Source organism: Motiliproteus sp. SC1-56, assembly GCF_017309075.1.
Lineage (GTDB): Bacteria > Pseudomonadota > Gammaproteobacteria > Pseudomonadales > Balneatricaceae > Motiliproteus.
The window spans coordinates 1-17,090 of record NZ_JAEMGS010000003.1; the positions used below are offsets into that span (position 1 = coordinate 1).

Consider the following 17,090-nt stretch of genomic DNA (forward strand, 5'->3'; position numbering starts at 1 on the left):
GCGAGAAAGACACGGGCGGTGGCCGCGAGTCCGGCTCCGACGCCTGGAAGGCCTACATGCGCCGCACCACCAACACCGTCAACTACGGTGGCGAGCTGCCCCTGGCCCAGGGCATCGTGTTCGAGTAGACACATCGCCCACACCGCAAAACCTGTCGCCCCGCCCCTCCCCCAACCGGGGGCGGGGTGACCGCCCCTACCTGGCAAGAACCCCATGATTCCACGACTGTCGAACGCCAACCCGATCCAGGCCCGGTACCTTAAGTTCATCGAGACGCTCAAGGCCCGGGGCTTTGCCGGCGATCTTAACCCCGACTACGCCAACCGGGTGGTGCTTGCCACCGACAACAGCATCTACCAGATTCTGCCCCAGGGCGTGCTCTACCCCCGCTCCATCGCGGACCTGCAACTGATCGCCCGCCTCAGCCAGACCGAGGCGTTCCAGTCGATCGTGCTGAGCCCCCGGGGCGGCGGCACCGGCACCAACGGCCAGTCCCTCAGCGACGGCCTGATCGTCGACCTCTCCCGCCACATGAACCGGATCCTGGAGGTCAACGTAGAAGAGCGCTGGGTGCGGGTGCAGACCGGGGTGGTCAAGGACCAGCTCAACGCGGCCCTCAAGCCCTACGGTCTCTTCTTTGCCCCGGAGCTCTCCACCAGCAACCGCGCCACCGTCGGCGGCATGATCAACACCGACGCCAGCGGCCAGGGCTCCTGCCTCTACGGCAAGACCCGCGACCACGTGCTGGCGCTGGACTCGGTGCTGCTGGACGGCAGCCTCTGGCACTCCGAGGCGATCGACAGCACCACCCTGGCCGAACTGCAGCGGCGCGACGACAGGATCGGCGAGCTGCACCGGCTGGCCGATCGGCTCTACCGGGACAACCGGGAACTGATCGAGGCAACATTTCCCAGGCTCAACCGCTGCCTGACCGGCTACGACCTGGCCCATATTTATGATGAATCCGGGCGCTTCAACCTCAACGCCCTGCTCTGCGGCAGCGAGGGCACCCTGGCCTTTATCGCCGAGGCCAGGCTCAACGTGCTGCCGATCCCCGGGCACGCGGCCCTGCTGACCCTCAAGTACGACAGTTTCGATTCCGCCCTGCGCGACGCCCAGGCGCTGATGCAGGCCGGCCCCACTTCCATCGAGACGATCGATTCCAAGGTGCTCAACCTGGCGATGAACGACATCGTCTGGGACAGCGTGCGCGACTACTTCCCGGAGGACGGCGAGCGCCGCCTCCGGGGCATCAACCTGGTGGAGTACACCGCCGACGATCCAGAGGAACTCGAAGCCAAGGTGGTCCACCTGATACAGCATCTGGACGCGGTCTCGGGCCAGCCGGGCAAGAGCTTCGGCTACACCCGGGTCTCGGGCCACGCCGAGATCGCCAAGATCTGGGCCATGCGCAAGAAGGCGGTGGGGCTGCTGGGCAACGCCGAGGGCGACAAGCGTCCCATCCCTTTCGTCGAGGACACCGCGGTGCCCCCGGAGAACCTGGCCGACTTTATCGCCGAGTTCCGCGCAGTGCTGGACGAGCACGGCATGGCCTACGGCATGTTCGGCCACGTGGACGCCGGGGTACTGCACGTGCGCCCGGCCATCGACATGAAGGATCCGGCCCAGGAGACGGCGATCCGCGCCATCACCGACGCCGTGGTGGCCCTGACCAGGAAACACAAGGGGCTGCTCTGGGGCGAACACGGCAAGGGGGTGCGCTCGGAGTACGCGCCGGAGTTCTTCGGCCCCGAGCTCTACCTCTGCCTGCAGCGGATCAAAGCCGCCTTCGACCCCCGCAACCAGCTCAATCCCGGCAAGATCTGCACCCCGGCGGACAGTGGCGGCGAGCTGCTGAAGATCGACCAGGTCCCCACCCGCGGCCAGCATGACCGCCAGATCCCCGCTCCGGTCCGCCACCACTTCAGCGACGCGATGCACTGCAACGGCAACGGCGCCTGCTACAACTTCGACCCCGACGACGCCATGTGCCCCTCCTGGAAGGGCACCCGCCAGCGGATCCACTCCCCCAAGGGGCGCGCCTCCCTGGTGCGCGAATGGCTGCGCCTGTTGAGTGCGGCGGGCAGCAACCCCGCCGCCGAGAGCCAACGGCTGCGAAGCGCCCGGCCCCTCAACGGCCTCTGGCGGAGAATCCGCAATACCCGCGCCAAGCAGCGGGGGGAATACGACTTCTCCCACGAAGTGATGGAGGCCATGGCGGGTTGCCTGGCCTGCAAGTCCTGCGTCTCCCAGTGCCCGGTCAAAGTCAACGTGCCGGAGTTTCGCTCCCAGTTCATGGCGCTCTACTATGGCCGCTACCTGCGACCGCTGCGCCACTACCTGATCGGCAGCCTGGAGTTCGTGGTGCCCTGGCTGGCCCGCTGGCCCGCCCCCTACAACTGGTTGATGAAAAACAGCGGCGGCCGCCGCCTGTTCCAGCACCGCCTGGGAATGGTGGACAGCCCCGCCCTCAGCGCCACGAGCCTGCGGCGGGGACTGCAAGAACAGGCGATTCCCTGGGCCACCCCGCAGGCGTTGCGGACGCTGTCGATGGAGCATCGGCAGCGGGCGGTAATCCTGGTCCAGGACGCCTTCACCAGCCACTTCGAGACCGAGCTGGTGCTGGACTGCTGCGAGCTGCTGCGCCGCCTGGGCTTTACGGTGCTGGTCGCCCCCTACAGTCCCAATGGCAAACCCCTGCATGTGCACGGCTTTCTCAAGGCGTTCGAGCGCACCGCCGGGCGCTGTGCCGCAAAGCTGCAGACGCTGGCCGCCTTCGGAATTCCCCTGGTCGGCATCGACCCGTCGATGACCCTCAGCTACCGCCAGGAGTACGCCAAGGCCCTGCCGGAGACGGCCCGACCCGAGGTGGCCCTGCTGCAGGAGTGGCTGGCCTCCCGCCTGAACGATCTACAACCACTGAGCAACGCCGAAGCCGCCCCCCGCTACCGCCTGCTGGCCCACTGCACCGAGAAGACCAACGCCGCCGCCTCCATCGGCCAGTGGCAACGGATCTTCCAACGGCTGGGGCTGGAACTGGAAGTGGTCAACACCGGCTGCTGCGGCATGGCCGGCACCTACGGCCACGAGACGGCCAACCTGGAGACCTCCCGCCGGATCTACGAGCTCAGCTGGTCGAAGGTGGTCAACGACCCGGCGAACGCGAACCGGCTGTTGGCCACCGGCTACTCCTGTCGCAGCCAGGTCAGACGGATGGACCGCCTGACCCTGCCCCACCCCATACAGGCCCTGCGCCAGATCCTGTCCTCGCCCCCCTGAGCAGGCGCCACCGATCAGGCAGCGCCCATTCGAGCGCCCGCCGGCTATGCGGGAGCCCAGCGGCGTTCGCCTACCGGCAAAGGTCGCCCAGCCCTTTGGAGGGCATTGCCCCGCGTCTTTCAACCCCGGGCCAATTGCCCCATAATCCCCGCCTAAACTCAGCTCCCGGGCCCTTGTTGGAGTCTGCATGCACCCCGATCACCCTTACAACGCGCTCACCCCCGATACCGTGCTCGACGCCGTCGAGTCCGTCGGCTACCTGAGCGACGCCCGCATCCTGGCGCTCAACAGTTACGAGAACCGGGTCTATCAGGTGGGCATCGAAGGCGAAACCCCGCTGGTGGCAAAGTTCTACCGCCCGGGTCGCTGGAGCGAGGCGCAGATCCTCGAGGAGCACCGCTTTACCCGGGCCCTGGCCGAGGCAGATATTCCGGTGGTGCCGCCCCTGGAATCGCCCGATGGGGAGAGTCTGTACTGCCATGCCGGCTTTTGCTTCGCCCTCTTCGCGCGCCGCGGTGGCCACGCGCCGGAACTGGACAACCTGGACAACCTCTACGTGCTGGGGCGCACCCTGGGGCGTATCCACCAGCTGGGCGCCGCCCGCGCCTTTGAGCACCGCCCGGCCCTGGACAGCCTGGAGTTCGGCCACCGCAGCCGGGCGTTCCTGGTCGAAAACCAGTGGCTGCCCCCCGCCATCGCCTACGAATACCAGGCCCTGACCGCCGAACTGCTGGAGCGCATCGAGGCGCGCTTTGCCGGGGTCGATCGCCTGCAGACCCTGCGCCTGCACGGCGACTGCCACCCCGGCAATATCCTCTGGCGCGACGAGGCCCCGCATTTCGTCGATTTCGACGACTGCCGGCAGGGGCCGGCGATTCAGGATTTGTGGATGCTGATCAGCGGCGATCGCGCCAGCCAGACCCAACAGATGGCCGAGCTGATCGAGGGCTACGAGGAATTCCGCCCCTTCAACCGCGCCGAGCTGGCCCTGATCGAGCCCCTGCGGGCGCTGCGCAGCCTCCACTACAGCGCCTGGCTGGCACGCCGCTGGGAGGACCCGGCCTTTCCCCTGCACTTCCCCTGGTTCAATACCGAGGCCTACTGGATGGAGCAGCTGATGGAAGTACGCGAACTGCACCAGGCGGTGACCCGCCCGCCCCTGCAACTGGGCCCCTGACCGTGCACGCACCACGACGACTATTCCTGCTGGGCTTTTTCTGCCTGTTCCTGGGGGCCTGCGACACGTCCCCCAGCCTGCCGCCGCTGGCCAATGATGCCGTCATTCTCGCCTTCGGCGACAGCCTCACCCGCGGCACCGTCGCCCCCGAGGCCCAGAGCTACCCCACCCAACTGGCACAACTCTCCGGGCGCACGGTGATCAACGCCGGTCGCCCCGGCGAGCTCAGCGCCGAAGGGCTGGCCCGCCTTCCCGCCCTGCTGGAACGCCACCAGCCCGATCTGCTGTTGCTGTGCCACGGCGGCAACGACTGGCTGCGCAAGCGCCCCCCGCAGCAGCTGGCGGCAAACCTGAAAGCAATGATCGCCCTGGCCCGCGAGCAAAACATTCCGGTCCTGCTGATCGGCGTACCGCGGCTCTCGCTGCTGGTCTCCACCGCCGACCTCTACCAGACGCTGGCCGACGAGCTGGAGGTCGCCTACGAGGACGAGGCGTTGGCGGAGATTCTCGCCGACAACCGTCTCAAGAGCGATCCGATCCACCCCAACGGCGAGGGCTACCGCCGCCTGGCGCAGGCGGTCTACACGCGCCTGCAGACGCTGGGCGCACTTTGATCGCTTCGCTATAATGGCCTGCCCCGTCAACGGCTGATCCCATGCAAATCACCCTCACCCCCATCGGTACGCTGCGCAGTTGCTTCAAGGAGAAATTCGGTATCCCCCGCCAGCCGGGCCTGGCGCAGGCGGCGACCGCGATCCTGGAACTCGACGGCGACTACGCCCACCCCGACGCGGTGCGGGGGCTGGAGGAGTGCAGCCACGTCTGGGTGCTGTTCCTGTTCAGTGAACACCTCGAGCGCGGCTGGACGCCCCTGGTGCGCCCGCCCCGCTCCGGCGGCGCCAAGCGGGGGGTGTTCGCCACCCGGGCCACCTTCCGGCCCAACCCCATCGGCATGTCGGCGGTGCGCCTGGAGCGGATCGAGGTGCATGAGGGCCGCGCCCGCCTGCACCTCTCCGGCGTCGACATCCTTGACGGCACCCCGGTGCTGGACATCAAGCCCTACCTACCCTACGCCGACAGCCTGCCGCAGGCCGCCTACAGCTACGCCCCCGACGGCGAGGGGCTCGAACAACCGGTCAACTACAGCGACCAGGCCCGGGACCTGTTGCAGGGGCACCCGGACGGTGCGCAGTTGCAGCAGCTGATCGAAGAGGTGCTGCGCTGCGATCCGCGCCCCACGTACCGGCGCCGCGAGACGGACGACCGCCTCTACGGCACCCTGCTGCACGAATTCAACGTGCGCTGGTCCATCGACGCCGCGGCCATCCGGGTCGAGTCCATTGAACCGGCCGCACCCTGAGGCATCCAAACCATGCCAGCCATATTCTGGAGACACCCCATGATCCGTCGCCTGTTTATCCCCCTTTTCACCCTGCTGCTCGTGCTGCCCAGCGCCGCACGGGCCGAACCCGCGCCGCAACCCGCCCCCGACGTGCGGGCCGAGGCGCTGGTGCTGGAGCTGCTGAACAACGTGGACTGGGAGCTTATGCTGCGCCTGCAGGAGAACCTGATGCGCAATCTGGACCTCATCGGCCCTTACAGCGAGGAGTACATTGCCTGCCTGCAGGCCGAGGGGAGTCTGGAAAAAGAGGGCCCCCTCGACCTTCGCACCCTGCTTGAGCAGGCCCAGAACGCCGGCAGCGAGTGCCGGGTGATCCTGCAGGCCCTGGGCGAACAGCTGGACTTCGACCTTACCCGTGAAGAACTGGAAAAGGGGCTGAGTCCCGAGTACCAGGAGCTGCTGGAAAAGAGCCTGTAACCCGTGGCGAAAGGACCGCGCTTCTACCAGCCCGCCCGCCGAGGCGCCACCCCCGACACCCCTTTTGAAGTTGAAGCGGAACGCCAGAGTCACGATGGCCGGGGGCTCTGCCAACACCGGGGCAAAACCCTGTTCATCACCGGCGCCCTGCCCGAAGAGCGGGTCAGGGTCCGTTACCGGCAGCGACGCGGCAAATACGACGAGGCGCAGACCCTGGAAGTCGTGCGCCCCAGTCCACAGCGGGTAGAGCCCCGCTGCCCTCACTTCGGGGTGTGCGGCGGTTGCCAGCTCCAGCACCAGGCGCCCGCCGCTCAGCTGGCGGCCAAGCAACGCCAGGCCCTGGACCAGCTGCGACGCCTGGGCAAGGTCGAGCCGGAGGCGCTGCTGCCACCGCTCGACGGGCCCCACTGGCATTACCGCCGCCGCGCCCGCCTGGGGATCCGCTGCGACCGCAAGGGGAGGCCGCTGCTCGGTTTTCGTCAGCAGGGCAGCAACCAGCTGACGGCGATCACCCAGTGCCCGGTCCTCGAGCCCCGGGGCGAAAAACTGCTGCAGGCCCTGCAGGCACAGGTCCAGCAGCTACAGCGTCCCCAGGCGCTCTCGCACCTGGAGATTGCCCTGGGGGATGAGGACGCCGCCCTGGTGGTGCGTCACACCGCCCCCCTGGCCGACCCGGACCGCGCCGCCCTGGAGGCCCTCTGCCAACAGCAGGGGGCGATTCTCTGCCTGCAGCCCGGCGGCCCCGAGACCCTGCACTGCCCGAACGGGGCGGCCCCGCGCCTGCATTACCGGCTGCAGGAACAGACTCTTGCCTTTCACCCCGGTGATTTCACCCAGGTCAACGGCGGGGTCAACCGCGCCATGGTCGCTCAGGCGCTGGCCCTGCTCGACCCTCAACCCGGGGACCGGGTGCTGGACCTGTTTTGCGGGCTCGGCAATTTCACCCTGCCCCTGGCCCGCCGCGCCGGCGAGGTGGTCGGGGTGGAAGGCGCCGAGGCGATGGTCTGCCGGGGCCGGGAAAACGCATCCGCCCTCGGGCTCGGCAACGTCCACTTTTACGACGCGGACCTGACCGCTGACCTGAGCCGGGCCCCCTGGTTCGGCGCGGGGTTCAACAAGGCGCTGCTGGACCCGCCCCGGGCCGGCGCCCTGGAGGTGATCCGGCAGATCGGCAGCCTCGATATCGAAACACTGCTCTACGTCTCCTGCGATCCGGCCACCCTCGCCCGCGACGCCGGCGAGCTGCAGGCCCGAGGCTACAGTCTGCGTAAGTTCGGGGTCATGAACATGTTCCCCCATACCGCTCACGTGGAGTCCATGGCCCTCTTTACCCGGCGCTGAGCCATTCGCGAATTGGTCTACACTTTCGGCACGATTCCACACGCGGAGAGTGACCATGAGTGACCACGTCTACAAGATGATTGAAGTGGTGGGCTCCTCCACCCAGAGCAGCGACGATGCCATCCGCAACGCCATCAGCAAGGCCGCCAGCAGCGTCGATCACATGGGCTGGTTCCAGGTGGTGGAGACCCGGGGCCACATTCAGGATGGCGGCGTCGCCCACTTTCAAGTCACCCTGAAGATCGGCTTTCGCCTCGACTGAGCCCCCCGTTTTCGCTTATCCTCCGAAGAGCCTGTTGGGAGTCGCTCCCAGTAGGCTTTTTTATTGGCAGTTACGAGGAGCTTATGACCCTCTCCGCGGACGATATTCGCTTCGACCAAACCCACCTCTGGCACCCCTACACTTCCATGATCGACCCCGTGCCGGCCTACCCGGTGGCCGCTGCCGAGGGGGTTAAGCTGACCCTGGCCGATGGCCGCCAGCTGGTCGACGGCATGTCCTCCTGGTGGTGCACGGTCCACGGTTACAACCACCCGGAGCTCAACCGCGCCGCCAAGGCGCAGATCGATCGCATGGCCCACGTGATGTTCGGCGGCCTGACCCACCAGCCGGCCATCGACCTCGGCCGGCGCCTGGTCCAGATGACCCCCGAAGGCCTGGAGAAAGTCTTTCTCGCTGACTCGGGCTCGGTCTCCGTCGAAGTGGCGATCAAGATGGCGATCCAGTACTGGCAGGCCCGGGGGCAGAGCCAGAAGCACCGCCTGGTGGCCCTTCGCCACGGCTATCACGGCGACACCTTCGGTGCCATGGCGGTGTGCGACCCGGTGAACGGCATGCACGAGCTCTTCACCGGCGTGCTGCCGCAGCACCTGTTTGCCCCGGCTCCGAGTTGTCGCATCGACGATCCCTGGGACCCGGCGGACATCGCCCCCCTGGCGTCGCTGCTGGAGGCGCACCACGGGGAGCTGGCGGCGCTGATCCTGGAGCCCGTCGTACAGGGCGCCGGGGGCATGCGCTTTTACCACCCCGAATACCTGAAACAGGCGCGGGCCCTCTGTGACCGCTACGGCCTGCTGCTGATCGCCGATGAGATCGCCACCGGCTTCGGCCGTTCCGGCAAACTGTTCGCCTGCGAACATGCCGGCATCAGCCCCGACATTCTGTGCCTGGGCAAAGCCCTGACCGGCGGCTACATGACCCTGGCCGCCACCCTCACCACCACCGAGGTTGCCGAGACCATCTCCCGCGGCGGCGCCGGCTGCTTTATGCACGGCCCGACGTTCATGGGCAACCCCCTGGCCTGCGCCGTCGCCAACGCCAGCCTGCAGCTGCTGGAAAGCGATCCCTGGGAACCCCGGGTCAAGCGCATTGAGGCGCAGCTGATGAGCGGCCTGGCCCCCTGCACCGAACTGGAGGGAGTCCGGGATGTCCGGGTGCTGGGCGCCATTGGCGTAGTGGAGATGAAACAGCCCGTGGAGATGGCCCGGATTCAGAAAGCCTTCGTCGAGCGCGGGGTCTGGGTACGTCCCTTCGGGCGCCTGGTTTACGTCATGCCGCCCTACGTGATCAGCCCGGAGGAGCTGGATCAACTCACCAGCGCCATTGTCGGGGTGCTCAGCGAGCACTGACGTTTTCGCGCCGTGACGGTTATAGTAAGACATCCGCGGGGCAGCGCTGCCCCGCCTTCGACCTGCTGGAATTAAGGAACACGCTGACACCATGGCACGACTGAAACTTGAAATGCCCCGTCACTTCACCTTCACCACCGAGATGCCAGTGCGCATCGGGGATATCAACTACGGCGGACACCTGGGCAACGACGCCGTCCTCTCGATGATTCACGAGGCGCGGGTGCGCTTTCTCAAGCAGTATCAGTACTCGGAGATGGACGTCGAAGGGCGCGGCATCATCATGACCGACTCGGCGATCATCTATAAGGCGGAGAGTTTTCACGGCGAAGACGTGCAGGTCGATGTCACCGTCGGCGATTTCAACAAGTACGGCTGCGACTTTTTCTACCTGCTCAGCAACCGGCGCACGGCGGTGGAGATCGCCCACGCCAAGACCGGGATCGTCTTTTTCGATTACCAGGAGCGCAAGGTGGTCAGCGTACCCGCGGAATTCCGGCGCCGCTTTATCAAGGAGGCGGAGTAAAACGGTTAAACGCCAGGCGAAAGAACACTTGGCGCCCCGACCGCGAGCCAACAAGCAGCAGGCAACACGACAGGAAAATAAAAGCAGGAATTTAGAGGATCAAAGGGTACAGGAAACCCTTTGACGAGCAGCTTAGAAACAGCGACCAGCCCTTCTGGGCTGGTCGCCTAAGGTCATCAGGCGATGGCCATGGCCTCTTGGCGGCGGGCCCACTCGGCGCCCACGCGGCAGCCGTAAACCCCCACTTCCCCTTTCCAGCGCAGCCAGGTCAGAAACATCCCGACGGACTCGAGCAGCGCGGCCAGCCGCCCCGATGCTTCGGGCGCAGGATTATCGAATGCGCCCATGGCGCTCAGTTCTTCGGCAATGCGACGGTCATCATTGGGCAGACCGGTGTAGCTTGGGTAGGTCATGAGCATGGCTCCCGAAGGCAAAAAATTTGGCGCTATTATTGGCAGCTCACAGGGGGCTGTCAAACTAAAGTCGAAATCGGCTTGACACGGGTCAAGCGCCGTAGTCCTGGTAATGATCGGGCGCCAGGTCCTCAAACTTGGAGTACTTACCGACGAACGCCAGGCGGCAGGTGCCGATGGGGCCGTTGCGCTGTTTGCCGATAATGATCTCGGCGACCCCTTTATCCTCGCTGTCCTCGTTGTAGACCTCGTCACGGTAGATGAACATGATCACGTCGGCGTCCTGCTCGATGGCGCCGGATTCACGCAGGTCTGAGTTGACGGGGCGCTTGTTGGGGCGGTTTTCCAGGCTTCGGTTGAGCTGGGAAAGGGCGATCACCGGGCACTCCATCTCCTTGGCGATGGCTTTGAGCGAGCGCGAGATCTCGGAGATCTCCTGGGTCCGGCTCTCCACCGCCCCCTTGAGGGACATCAGCTGCAGGTAGTCGATCATGATCATCCCCAGCGAGCCGTGCTCACGGACGATACGCCGCGCCCGCGAGCGCATCTCCGTCGGGGAGATGCCCGAGGTATCGTCGATGTAGAGCGGCTTGTCCTTGAGCATATTGACCGCCGTGGTGAGCCGCGGCCAGTCGTCTTCTTCGAGCTTACCGTCCCGCACCCGGGTCTGGTCAATCCGCCCGAGGGAGGCCAGCATCCGCGTCACCAGGCCTTCTGCCGGCATCTCAAGGCTGAATACCAGCACCGGCTTGTTGGTGGCCAGCAGGGCGTTCTCCACCAGGTTCATGGAAAAGGTGGTCTTACCCATGGAGGGTCGGGCGGCGACGATAATCAGGTCGGACTTCTGCAGCCCCGAGGTCATCTTGTCCAGGTCGGTAAAGCCGCTGGTGATCCCGGTCATGGTGGTGCCGGAGTTGAACAGCTCGTCGATGCGCTCTACCGCCTTGGCCAGCAGCGGATTCACGAACTGCGGGCCGCTGTCCTTGGGCCGGCTCTCGGCGATTTGGAACACCTTGCGCTCGGCATCGTCGAGAATTTCGGCGCTGCTGCGCCCTTCGGGATTGAAGGCGTTGTCGGCGATCTCGTTGGCCACCCCCGCCAGGGTGCGCAGCATCGCCCGCTCGCGGACGATCTCGGCGTAAGCGCGGATATTGGAGGTACTGGGGGTGTTGCGGGCCAGGTCCACCAGGTAGTCCAGCCCACCGACTTGCTCCTGTTCACCGTTGCGGTCCAGCTCCTCGGCTAGGGTCACCACGTCGATGGGCTGCTCGGCGCTGATAAGCTTGAGCATGGTGGCGAAGATCAGCCGGTGCTCCTGCCGGTAGAAGTCGTCGGCGGCCAGGATCTCGCCGACGGTATCGAAGACGCTGTTTTCCAGCATCAACCCGCCCAAAACAGACTGCTCAGCCTCAATGGAGTGCGGCGGTGTCTTGGCTTTTACCAACTCGGGATCGATATCAACACTCTGGGTCATGACAGGCAACTTTGAAGGTCAACAGGAGGTACGATTTTACCCCAGCCCAAAAAAGAAAAGCACCACCGGTGGGCGCCGGTGGTGCTTCCGAGCTAGTCAGGAGGGCCGGGCAGCCCTCTCAACCGGTATTACTCGCCGGCGACGACCAGTTTGATGGTCGCGGTGACGTCACCGTGCAGCTGCACGTCGATGTCGAATTCGCCGGTGGTGCGGATAACCCCCTCGGGCAGACGCACTTCGCTCTTGTCGATCTCGGTGCCCGCCTGGGAAACCGCCTCGGCGATGTCCCGGGTACCGATAGAACCGAACAGCTTGCCTTCTTCACCCGCCTTGGAGACCAGGGTGATTTCCAGCTCGTTCAGCTTCTCGGCACGGGCCTGGGCCTCAGCCAGCTTCTCGGCAGCCGCCTTCTCCAGCTCGGCGCGACGCGCCTCGAAGCTTTCGATGTTCGCCTGGGTAGCGGGAACCGCTTTGCCCTGGGGAACCAGATAGTTACGGCCGAAACCGGACTTAACGGTCACCTGGTCACCCAGGCCACCCAGCTTACCTACTTTCTCGAGCAGAATGACTTCCATCTCGCCAACCTCTTCTTGAATGAGCCTGTGCTCATGTTCTTGCCGGTATCCGCTTCCTGATGTGCAGAAAACTGTCTGCGACGGCCAGCAGAATCAGCAAGGATATCAGATACGGTCCGGCTACAAAGGCGCCCGTGTAGAACGCGATCAGCCAGGACCTGCCTAATTCTCGTTTCGCTACCACTGCGTGCACCAGTGCCACCCCTGCAATCATAAACGGCAGGATCAGCACCGGGAGCCAACGAAAGGCCCCCTCGGTCACGCCCACTCCCAGCACCATCACCAGGATGAAGCCCCCCGCGAAAAGCGGGCCCAGCCGGAGCTGGTGAAACTCTTCTCGAAACCCGCCGGGGTTATAGAGAAGCGCCTGCCACCAACGCGCCAGGGCCAGACTCATCAGCGTCGAGCCGATGTGGCCGGCCACCAAGCCGCCCAGCAACAGCTCCCTGAGCATGTCCGCGTTGACCAGCTCGGCGGACTGGGGCTGTTGCTCGGCCAGCGCGCTGACAAAGCGTTCGGCCATGTCGCCGATTGCCGTTACGGCGCCCGGCGCAAAGAGCTCGACCACTTGGGCCGCCACCAGCCCGGCAATCGTTGCCAGGGCCAGGGTCTGCGCCCAGGAAACGGTCTGGCGCAGCACCGTGGCGGCCAGCAACACCCCGAGCAGGATCACCAGCGGTGACGCCTCCCCGAGCCAGGTCAGCCAGAGCAGCGCAGGGATAATTCCCCAGAGCAGGGGGACGATTCCGGCCCCCGGCCCCTGCCGCAAGGTCACAAGCCCCACGGCCGCCGCTCCAAAGGCCACCATGACGGTGGCCAGCATGTCCAGCATCACCTGGACGTTGCCGATGTCGGCCTGCACGAAAATCAGCGGCAGCGACAGCAGCGCAACAGTAGCGATAACAGCCTGCGTGCGGCCGCGCATAATCCACTCGGCCAGGGCACGCACTACAGCAATCTCCCGGATTTACTGGTGGCTGTCGGTGTACGGCAGCAGTGCAACGTAACGTGCACGCTTGATGGCCGTGGCCAGCTGACGCTGGTAGCGGGCCTTGGTGCCGGTGATACGGCTGGGTACGATTTTACCGGTTTCGGTAATGTATCCCTTCAGAGTGTCCAGATCTTTGTAGTCGATCTCAGTCACGCCTTCGGCGGTGAAACGACAGAACTTACGGCGACGGAAAAAACGGGCCATGAGGGTTTCTCCTAAAAAATGGCTAAATCAATTACCGCGCGGGAATTACTCCGCGTCTGCGGCCTCTTCCTTCTTGGGCTCTTCGCTGCTCTTGGCGGCGTCGCGCTTGGGCGCTTCACGGCGGGGAGCACGACGATCCTCACGGGATTCGGCGGCTTTGATGGGAGAAACTTCGGTGACCGCGTCCTTGCGACGCACGACCATGTTACGGATCACGGCATCGTTGAAGCGGAACAGGTTAGTCAGTTCTTCCAGAGTCTCACCACCGCACTCGATGTTCATCAGCACGTAGTGAGCTTTGTGGATCTTGTTGATGGGGTAAGCCAGCTGGCGACGGCCCCAGTCTTCCAGACGATGGATCTTGCCTTCAGCACCTTCAATAATGCCGGTGTAACGCTCGATCATGGCAGGAACTTGTTCACTCTGGTCCGGGTGGACCATGAACACGATTTCGTAGTGACGCATTGTGTCTCCTTACGGGTTAACAGCCTCCCAGAGCCGAACCGAGCGGTTCGTCGAGAAGCAAGGAGTTAACATAGGTTTTTTGGGATCGCGTATTTTATAGAGCCGTTACCAGGAAAGCAACGGTACGCGCCTAAAGGATAGGCGTTAATTCTACGCCCGGGCGGGCCAGGGCTCACTCAGCACCTGTTTCACGTAAGGCTGCTGGCGAGCCTGCTGCTCCACCGCCGGCAGTTTGCCTTCGGAAACCACCGTGTCCAGGCAGAAACGGTTTCCCTTGTACCCGAGGTAGGCCCAGCGGGCCTGGGGGATCGCGCGGTTAATCCGCAGCTGAACTTCTTCAAAAGAGAAGGACGAAAGAAGACGCCCCTCGATCCGGTTCGCAAGAACCAGTGTCACTCGTCGCATGGCCGTGCACCTCCCTGGCTAATGGATGCGAATGTACGAATATAATGTCGGCATCCCCGCTTGGGAAGCCCCTGCGCCCGGACCGGAAAACCGAAGGGCCTCTATCGCTTAGGGTGATCGCCGGCGTGGCACTCGACTCGGGCGAGGGTCACTCCCCGTTCCGAGCCCTGGGTGTTAAGCTAGAGGGCCTCGGGAAGAGCGCCCCCGTGCCATTGACTAAAGGAGGAGACATGGAGCCCAGCATTCCGAACGGCGAGGACGCCACCAGCCGTGAGCAGAGCACAGCGCCACCCGAAGCATCGGCCCCGATCTACACCCCCAACCAGACCCGCTTTGAGCGCATCGCTCAGGTCGCTGAGCGGCTGTTTCAGGTACCCTCCGCGGCCGTCGCCCTGTTCGCAGACCGCACGCCCTGGTTTCAGCCGGTCCCTGCCGGGGCAGACACCAAGGATTCCCCCCGGGGAAGCTGTATCGCCAGAACCCTGACCCGTGGCAACACCCTGGTGATTGAGGACGCCCGGCAAGACCCGAGCCTGGCCTATACCCAGACAGGCGATAGCGGTCAATTTATCGGATTTTTTGCCGGCCACCCGATCTACTATGAGAACCGGCCGGTGGGGGCGTTTTATATCACCGATACAAGTCCACGCGCCTTCTCCGATGAAGAGCAGGGACTGCTGTCGAGCCTGGCAGCCTGGGCCGAGAGCGAACTGCGCCTGTCCGCCATGAGCGAGGCCCAGGCTGAGTTGCTGCGGGAAAAGAGCGAGGCGGAGCGGCACACCCTGGTGGATCCCCTGACCAAATTGTGGAACCGCAACGGCATGGAGTACCTGCTGACCCGGGAGCTTTCAGCGGCCCAGCGCAAGCAGCTTTCCATTGCCGTGATGCTGATCGACCTGGACAACTTTGCGACCCTGAAGGCGCGCCACGGGGAGTCCGCCGCCACGGCCACCCTCAAGGAGGTCGCCGCGCGCATTCGGGCCTCGGTGCGCCCCCACGATGTGCTGGTGCGTTACGGCGAAGACCGCTACCTGCTGTTTGCCGCCGACTGCACCCAGGAGATTGCCCTGCAACTGGCTGATCGCATGCTGAACCGTGTGCGCAGCCAGCATATCAATGATGGCAAGCGCTATTTCTCCACCAGCGTTTCCATCGGCGGCGCCTGCACCCAAGCAAAACGGGGCCAGCCCATTAACGCGCTGCTGCAAAACGCCGCCCAGGCCCTCAAAGACGCGCAAGCGGCCGGCCGCGACTGCGCCCGGGTGCACTCCTTTTAGCGGTTAGGGCCGCTTAATACGCTGCCGGGGTCAGTGGCGAGATGATGGTTGCCGCCCCCGGCCGCCGCGGCAACGGCCGCGCCGGCATCCAGAATACCGCGGCCGCAACCGTCACAAGGCCCGGGAAAAGGACGCGCTGTTTCCATCAGCAGCGTTGTCACCTGCTCAGGTGCCAGCGAGGCGTCTTTGAGGTACATCAGGGCCACGGTGGCGGCGACATGAGGGGTGGCCATGCTGCTTCCCTGGTAAACCGCATAATTGTCCTTCCCCGGCCCCCGGGCGCCGCTGTTCAGGGTGGAAGCTATTCCACCGCCACCACCGCCGCCTGGCGCCGCCAGCTCGACCACCGCACCGTAACTCGAATAGCCGGTCCGCTCGCCCTGGGCATCGGTGGCAGCCACCGTCACCACGCCGTCGCAACTGGCCGGCTGGTAGTGACTGGCGTCGGCGCTGGAATTTCCCGAGGCCACCACCACTGTGATACCGGTCGCCACCGCGCTGTCGATCGCACGCTGCAGCTCGGTACCACACGCCCCGCTACCGCCGAGGCTGAGGTTGATCACCTGCACCGGCGCTTCAATCGAAGCGACGCCATTGACCGCCTCGCCCGCCGCCCAGCGAATTCCGTCAGCGGTATCCGACAGGTAGCCTCCGCACTTGCCAAGCACCCGAACCGGGACCGCCTTGGCCATGTTATAGGTAAGGCCGGCGACCCCTTCGCCGTTATTGGTCGCAGCCACCAGGATGCCGGCCACATGGGTGCCATGCCAGGAGCTGTCATGGGGTGACGAGCCCTGGTAACACTCGCCCTGCTCGACCCAGTCCCCGGGATCGGAGGCATCCATATCCCGACCGTCGCCGTCATTAGCAATACGGGCATCGCCAATGAGGTCAACACCGGCACTCAAATTGGCCTGCAGATCCACGTGGGAGCGAACGCCGGTGTCGATCACGGCCACCCGCACCGGCTCAACAGGCGGACGGGCAAAGGCCCGCCAGGCACCCAGCGCGTTGATCCCCCCCGGCGCGCCCTGGTAGTGCCACTGGTAATGGCGGTAGAAGGTGTCATCGGGCTCGTTGAACACCCGCTGCATCAGCACATCCGGCTCCGCCTCTCGCACCGCGGCCAGCCCCTTCAACGCCCGTGCATACTCCCGCACACGCGCCAGCGCTTCGCGCCCAGGCAGCTTGTAGACATAGCCACCTCCCGCGGTACGGCGAATAAACACCAGTTTCTTGCCGATTTGAAAGGTCAGTCCCGATGCCTGCGCCTGACCATCGGCGGATGCGCTGTAAAAACGCACGATCAACTGATCCGTGACGTCCCTGGTATCCGCCCCGGCGCTTTCATAAATGAGAAGCGTCAACAGGCAGGCCAAGCCAGAAAAAGAGGGGACGCGGAGTCTCAAACGATGACGGCACATCATACGGACACCCAGGCGACTAATTGGATAGAAGAGAAAGAAGGGCTTGCGCACAGCCACAGGTGATATCCATGGCGCATATGACCCAGCC

18 protein-coding genes are annotated in these 17,090 nt (G+C 64.9%); 10 read left to right on the top strand and 8 right to left on the bottom strand.

Features of this window, described 5'->3' with window-relative positions:
- The first annotated feature begins 213 nt into the window (after positions 1-213).
- From JGZ97_RS03625 to JGZ97_RS03665, 9 genes are all read left to right on the top strand, one after another.
- Positions 214-3,279, top strand: a complete 3,066-nt coding sequence (locus JGZ97_RS03625) for an FAD-binding and (Fe-S)-binding domain-containing protein (protein WP_207061252.1) — start codon at positions 214-216, stop codon at positions 3,277-3,279.
- Between the two features lie 187 nt (positions 3,280-3,466).
- Positions 3,467-4,456 (top strand): serine/threonine protein kinase, encoded by a 990-nt coding sequence (locus JGZ97_RS03630; RefSeq protein ID WP_207061253.1) that lies wholly within the window; start codon positions 3,467-3,469, stop codon positions 4,454-4,456.
- Between the two features lie 2 nt (positions 4,457-4,458).
- Positions 4,459-5,070 (top strand): arylesterase, encoded by a 612-nt coding sequence (locus JGZ97_RS03635; RefSeq protein WP_370583992.1) that lies wholly within the window; start codon positions 4,459-4,461, stop codon positions 5,068-5,070.
- A 41-nt stretch (positions 5,071-5,111) separates the two neighbouring features.
- Positions 5,112-5,816, top strand: coding sequence for a tRNA (N6-threonylcarbamoyladenosine(37)-N6)-methyltransferase TrmO (gene tsaA / locus JGZ97_RS03640; protein ID WP_207061254.1), 705 nt, complete (start codon positions 5,112-5,114; stop codon positions 5,814-5,816).
- Between the two features lie 39 nt (positions 5,817-5,855).
- Positions 5,856-6,275, top strand: a complete 420-nt coding sequence (locus JGZ97_RS03645) for a hypothetical protein (protein WP_207061255.1) — start codon at positions 5,856-5,858, stop codon at positions 6,273-6,275.
- A gap of 3 nt (positions 6,276-6,278) precedes the next feature.
- Positions 6,279-7,616, top strand: a complete 1,338-nt coding sequence (gene rlmD / locus JGZ97_RS03650) for a 23S rRNA (uracil(1939)-C(5))-methyltransferase RlmD (protein ID WP_207061256.1) — start codon at positions 6,279-6,281, stop codon at positions 7,614-7,616.
- Between the two features lie 55 nt (positions 7,617-7,671).
- Entirely contained in the window at positions 7,672-7,878 is a 207-nt protein-coding gene (locus JGZ97_RS03655; RefSeq protein WP_207061257.1) for a dodecin, read from the top strand.
- Between the two features lie 83 nt (positions 7,879-7,961).
- A complete protein-coding gene (gene bioA, locus JGZ97_RS03660; RefSeq protein ID WP_207061258.1) occupies positions 7,962-9,245 on the top strand; it encodes an adenosylmethionine--8-amino-7-oxononanoate transaminase in 1,284 nt (427 codons plus the stop codon).
- A 91-nt stretch (positions 9,246-9,336) separates the two neighbouring features.
- The gene (locus JGZ97_RS03665; RefSeq protein WP_207061259.1) at positions 9,337-9,771 is read left to right on the top strand and encodes a thioesterase family protein; all 435 of its coding nucleotides are present in this window, start codon (positions 9,337-9,339) and stop codon (positions 9,769-9,771) included.
- A 176-nt stretch (positions 9,772-9,947) separates the two neighbouring features.
- On the opposite strand, the gene JGZ97_RS03670 is transcribed toward JGZ97_RS03665, so the two are convergent.
- The 7 genes from JGZ97_RS03670 to JGZ97_RS03700 all read right to left on the bottom strand — a co-directional run bounded on the left by JGZ97_RS03670 (position 9,948) and on the right by JGZ97_RS03700 (position 14,298).
- Positions 9,948-10,184: a hypothetical protein gene (locus JGZ97_RS03670; protein ID WP_207061260.1), complete on the bottom strand. Its 237-nt coding sequence runs from the start codon at positions 10,182-10,184 to the stop codon at positions 9,948-9,950.
- Between the two features lie 91 nt (positions 10,185-10,275).
- Positions 10,276-11,658 carry a replicative DNA helicase gene (gene dnaB, locus JGZ97_RS03675; RefSeq protein ID WP_207061261.1) on the bottom strand — a complete coding sequence of 461 codons (1,383 nt, stop codon included), beginning with the start codon at positions 11,656-11,658 and terminating at the stop codon, positions 10,276-10,278.
- 128 nt (positions 11,659-11,786) lie between these two features.
- The gene (gene rplI / locus JGZ97_RS03680; RefSeq protein ID WP_207061262.1) at positions 11,787-12,233 is read right to left on the bottom strand and encodes a 50S ribosomal protein L9; all 447 of its coding nucleotides are present in this window, start codon (positions 12,231-12,233) and stop codon (positions 11,787-11,789) included.
- Positions 12,234-12,264: 31 nt separating this feature from the next.
- The gene (locus JGZ97_RS03685; protein WP_207061263.1) at positions 12,265-13,182 is read right to left on the bottom strand and encodes a hypothetical protein; all 918 of its coding nucleotides are present in this window, start codon (positions 13,180-13,182) and stop codon (positions 12,265-12,267) included.
- An 18-nt stretch (positions 13,183-13,200) separates the two neighbouring features.
- On the bottom strand, positions 13,201-13,428 hold the full coding sequence (rpsR, locus tag JGZ97_RS03690; RefSeq protein WP_019622438.1) for a 30S ribosomal protein S18: 228 nt from the start codon (positions 13,426-13,428) through the stop codon (positions 13,201-13,203).
- A gap of 45 nt (positions 13,429-13,473) precedes the next feature.
- On the bottom strand, positions 13,474-13,893 hold the full coding sequence (gene rpsF, locus JGZ97_RS03695) for a 30S ribosomal protein S6 (protein WP_207061264.1): 420 nt from the start codon (positions 13,891-13,893) through the stop codon (positions 13,474-13,476).
- Between the two features lie 150 nt (positions 13,894-14,043).
- Positions 14,044-14,298: a hypothetical protein gene (locus tag JGZ97_RS03700; protein ID WP_207061265.1), complete on the bottom strand. Its 255-nt coding sequence runs from the start codon at positions 14,296-14,298 to the stop codon at positions 14,044-14,046.
- Between the two features lie 230 nt (positions 14,299-14,528).
- Between JGZ97_RS03700 and JGZ97_RS03705 the strand changes: the two genes are divergently transcribed.
- Entirely contained in the window at positions 14,529-15,575 is a 1,047-nt protein-coding gene (locus tag JGZ97_RS03705; RefSeq protein WP_207061266.1) for a sensor domain-containing diguanylate cyclase, read from the top strand.
- On the opposite strand, the gene JGZ97_RS03710 is transcribed toward JGZ97_RS03705, so the two are convergent.
- Positions 15,572-16,879, bottom strand: a complete 1,308-nt coding sequence (locus JGZ97_RS03710; protein WP_207061267.1) for a S8 family peptidase — start codon at positions 16,877-16,879, stop codon at positions 15,572-15,574. The two genes, JGZ97_RS03705 and JGZ97_RS03710, sit on opposite strands and share 4 nt — an antisense overlap.
- Between the last annotated feature and the right edge of the window lie 211 nt (positions 16,880-17,090).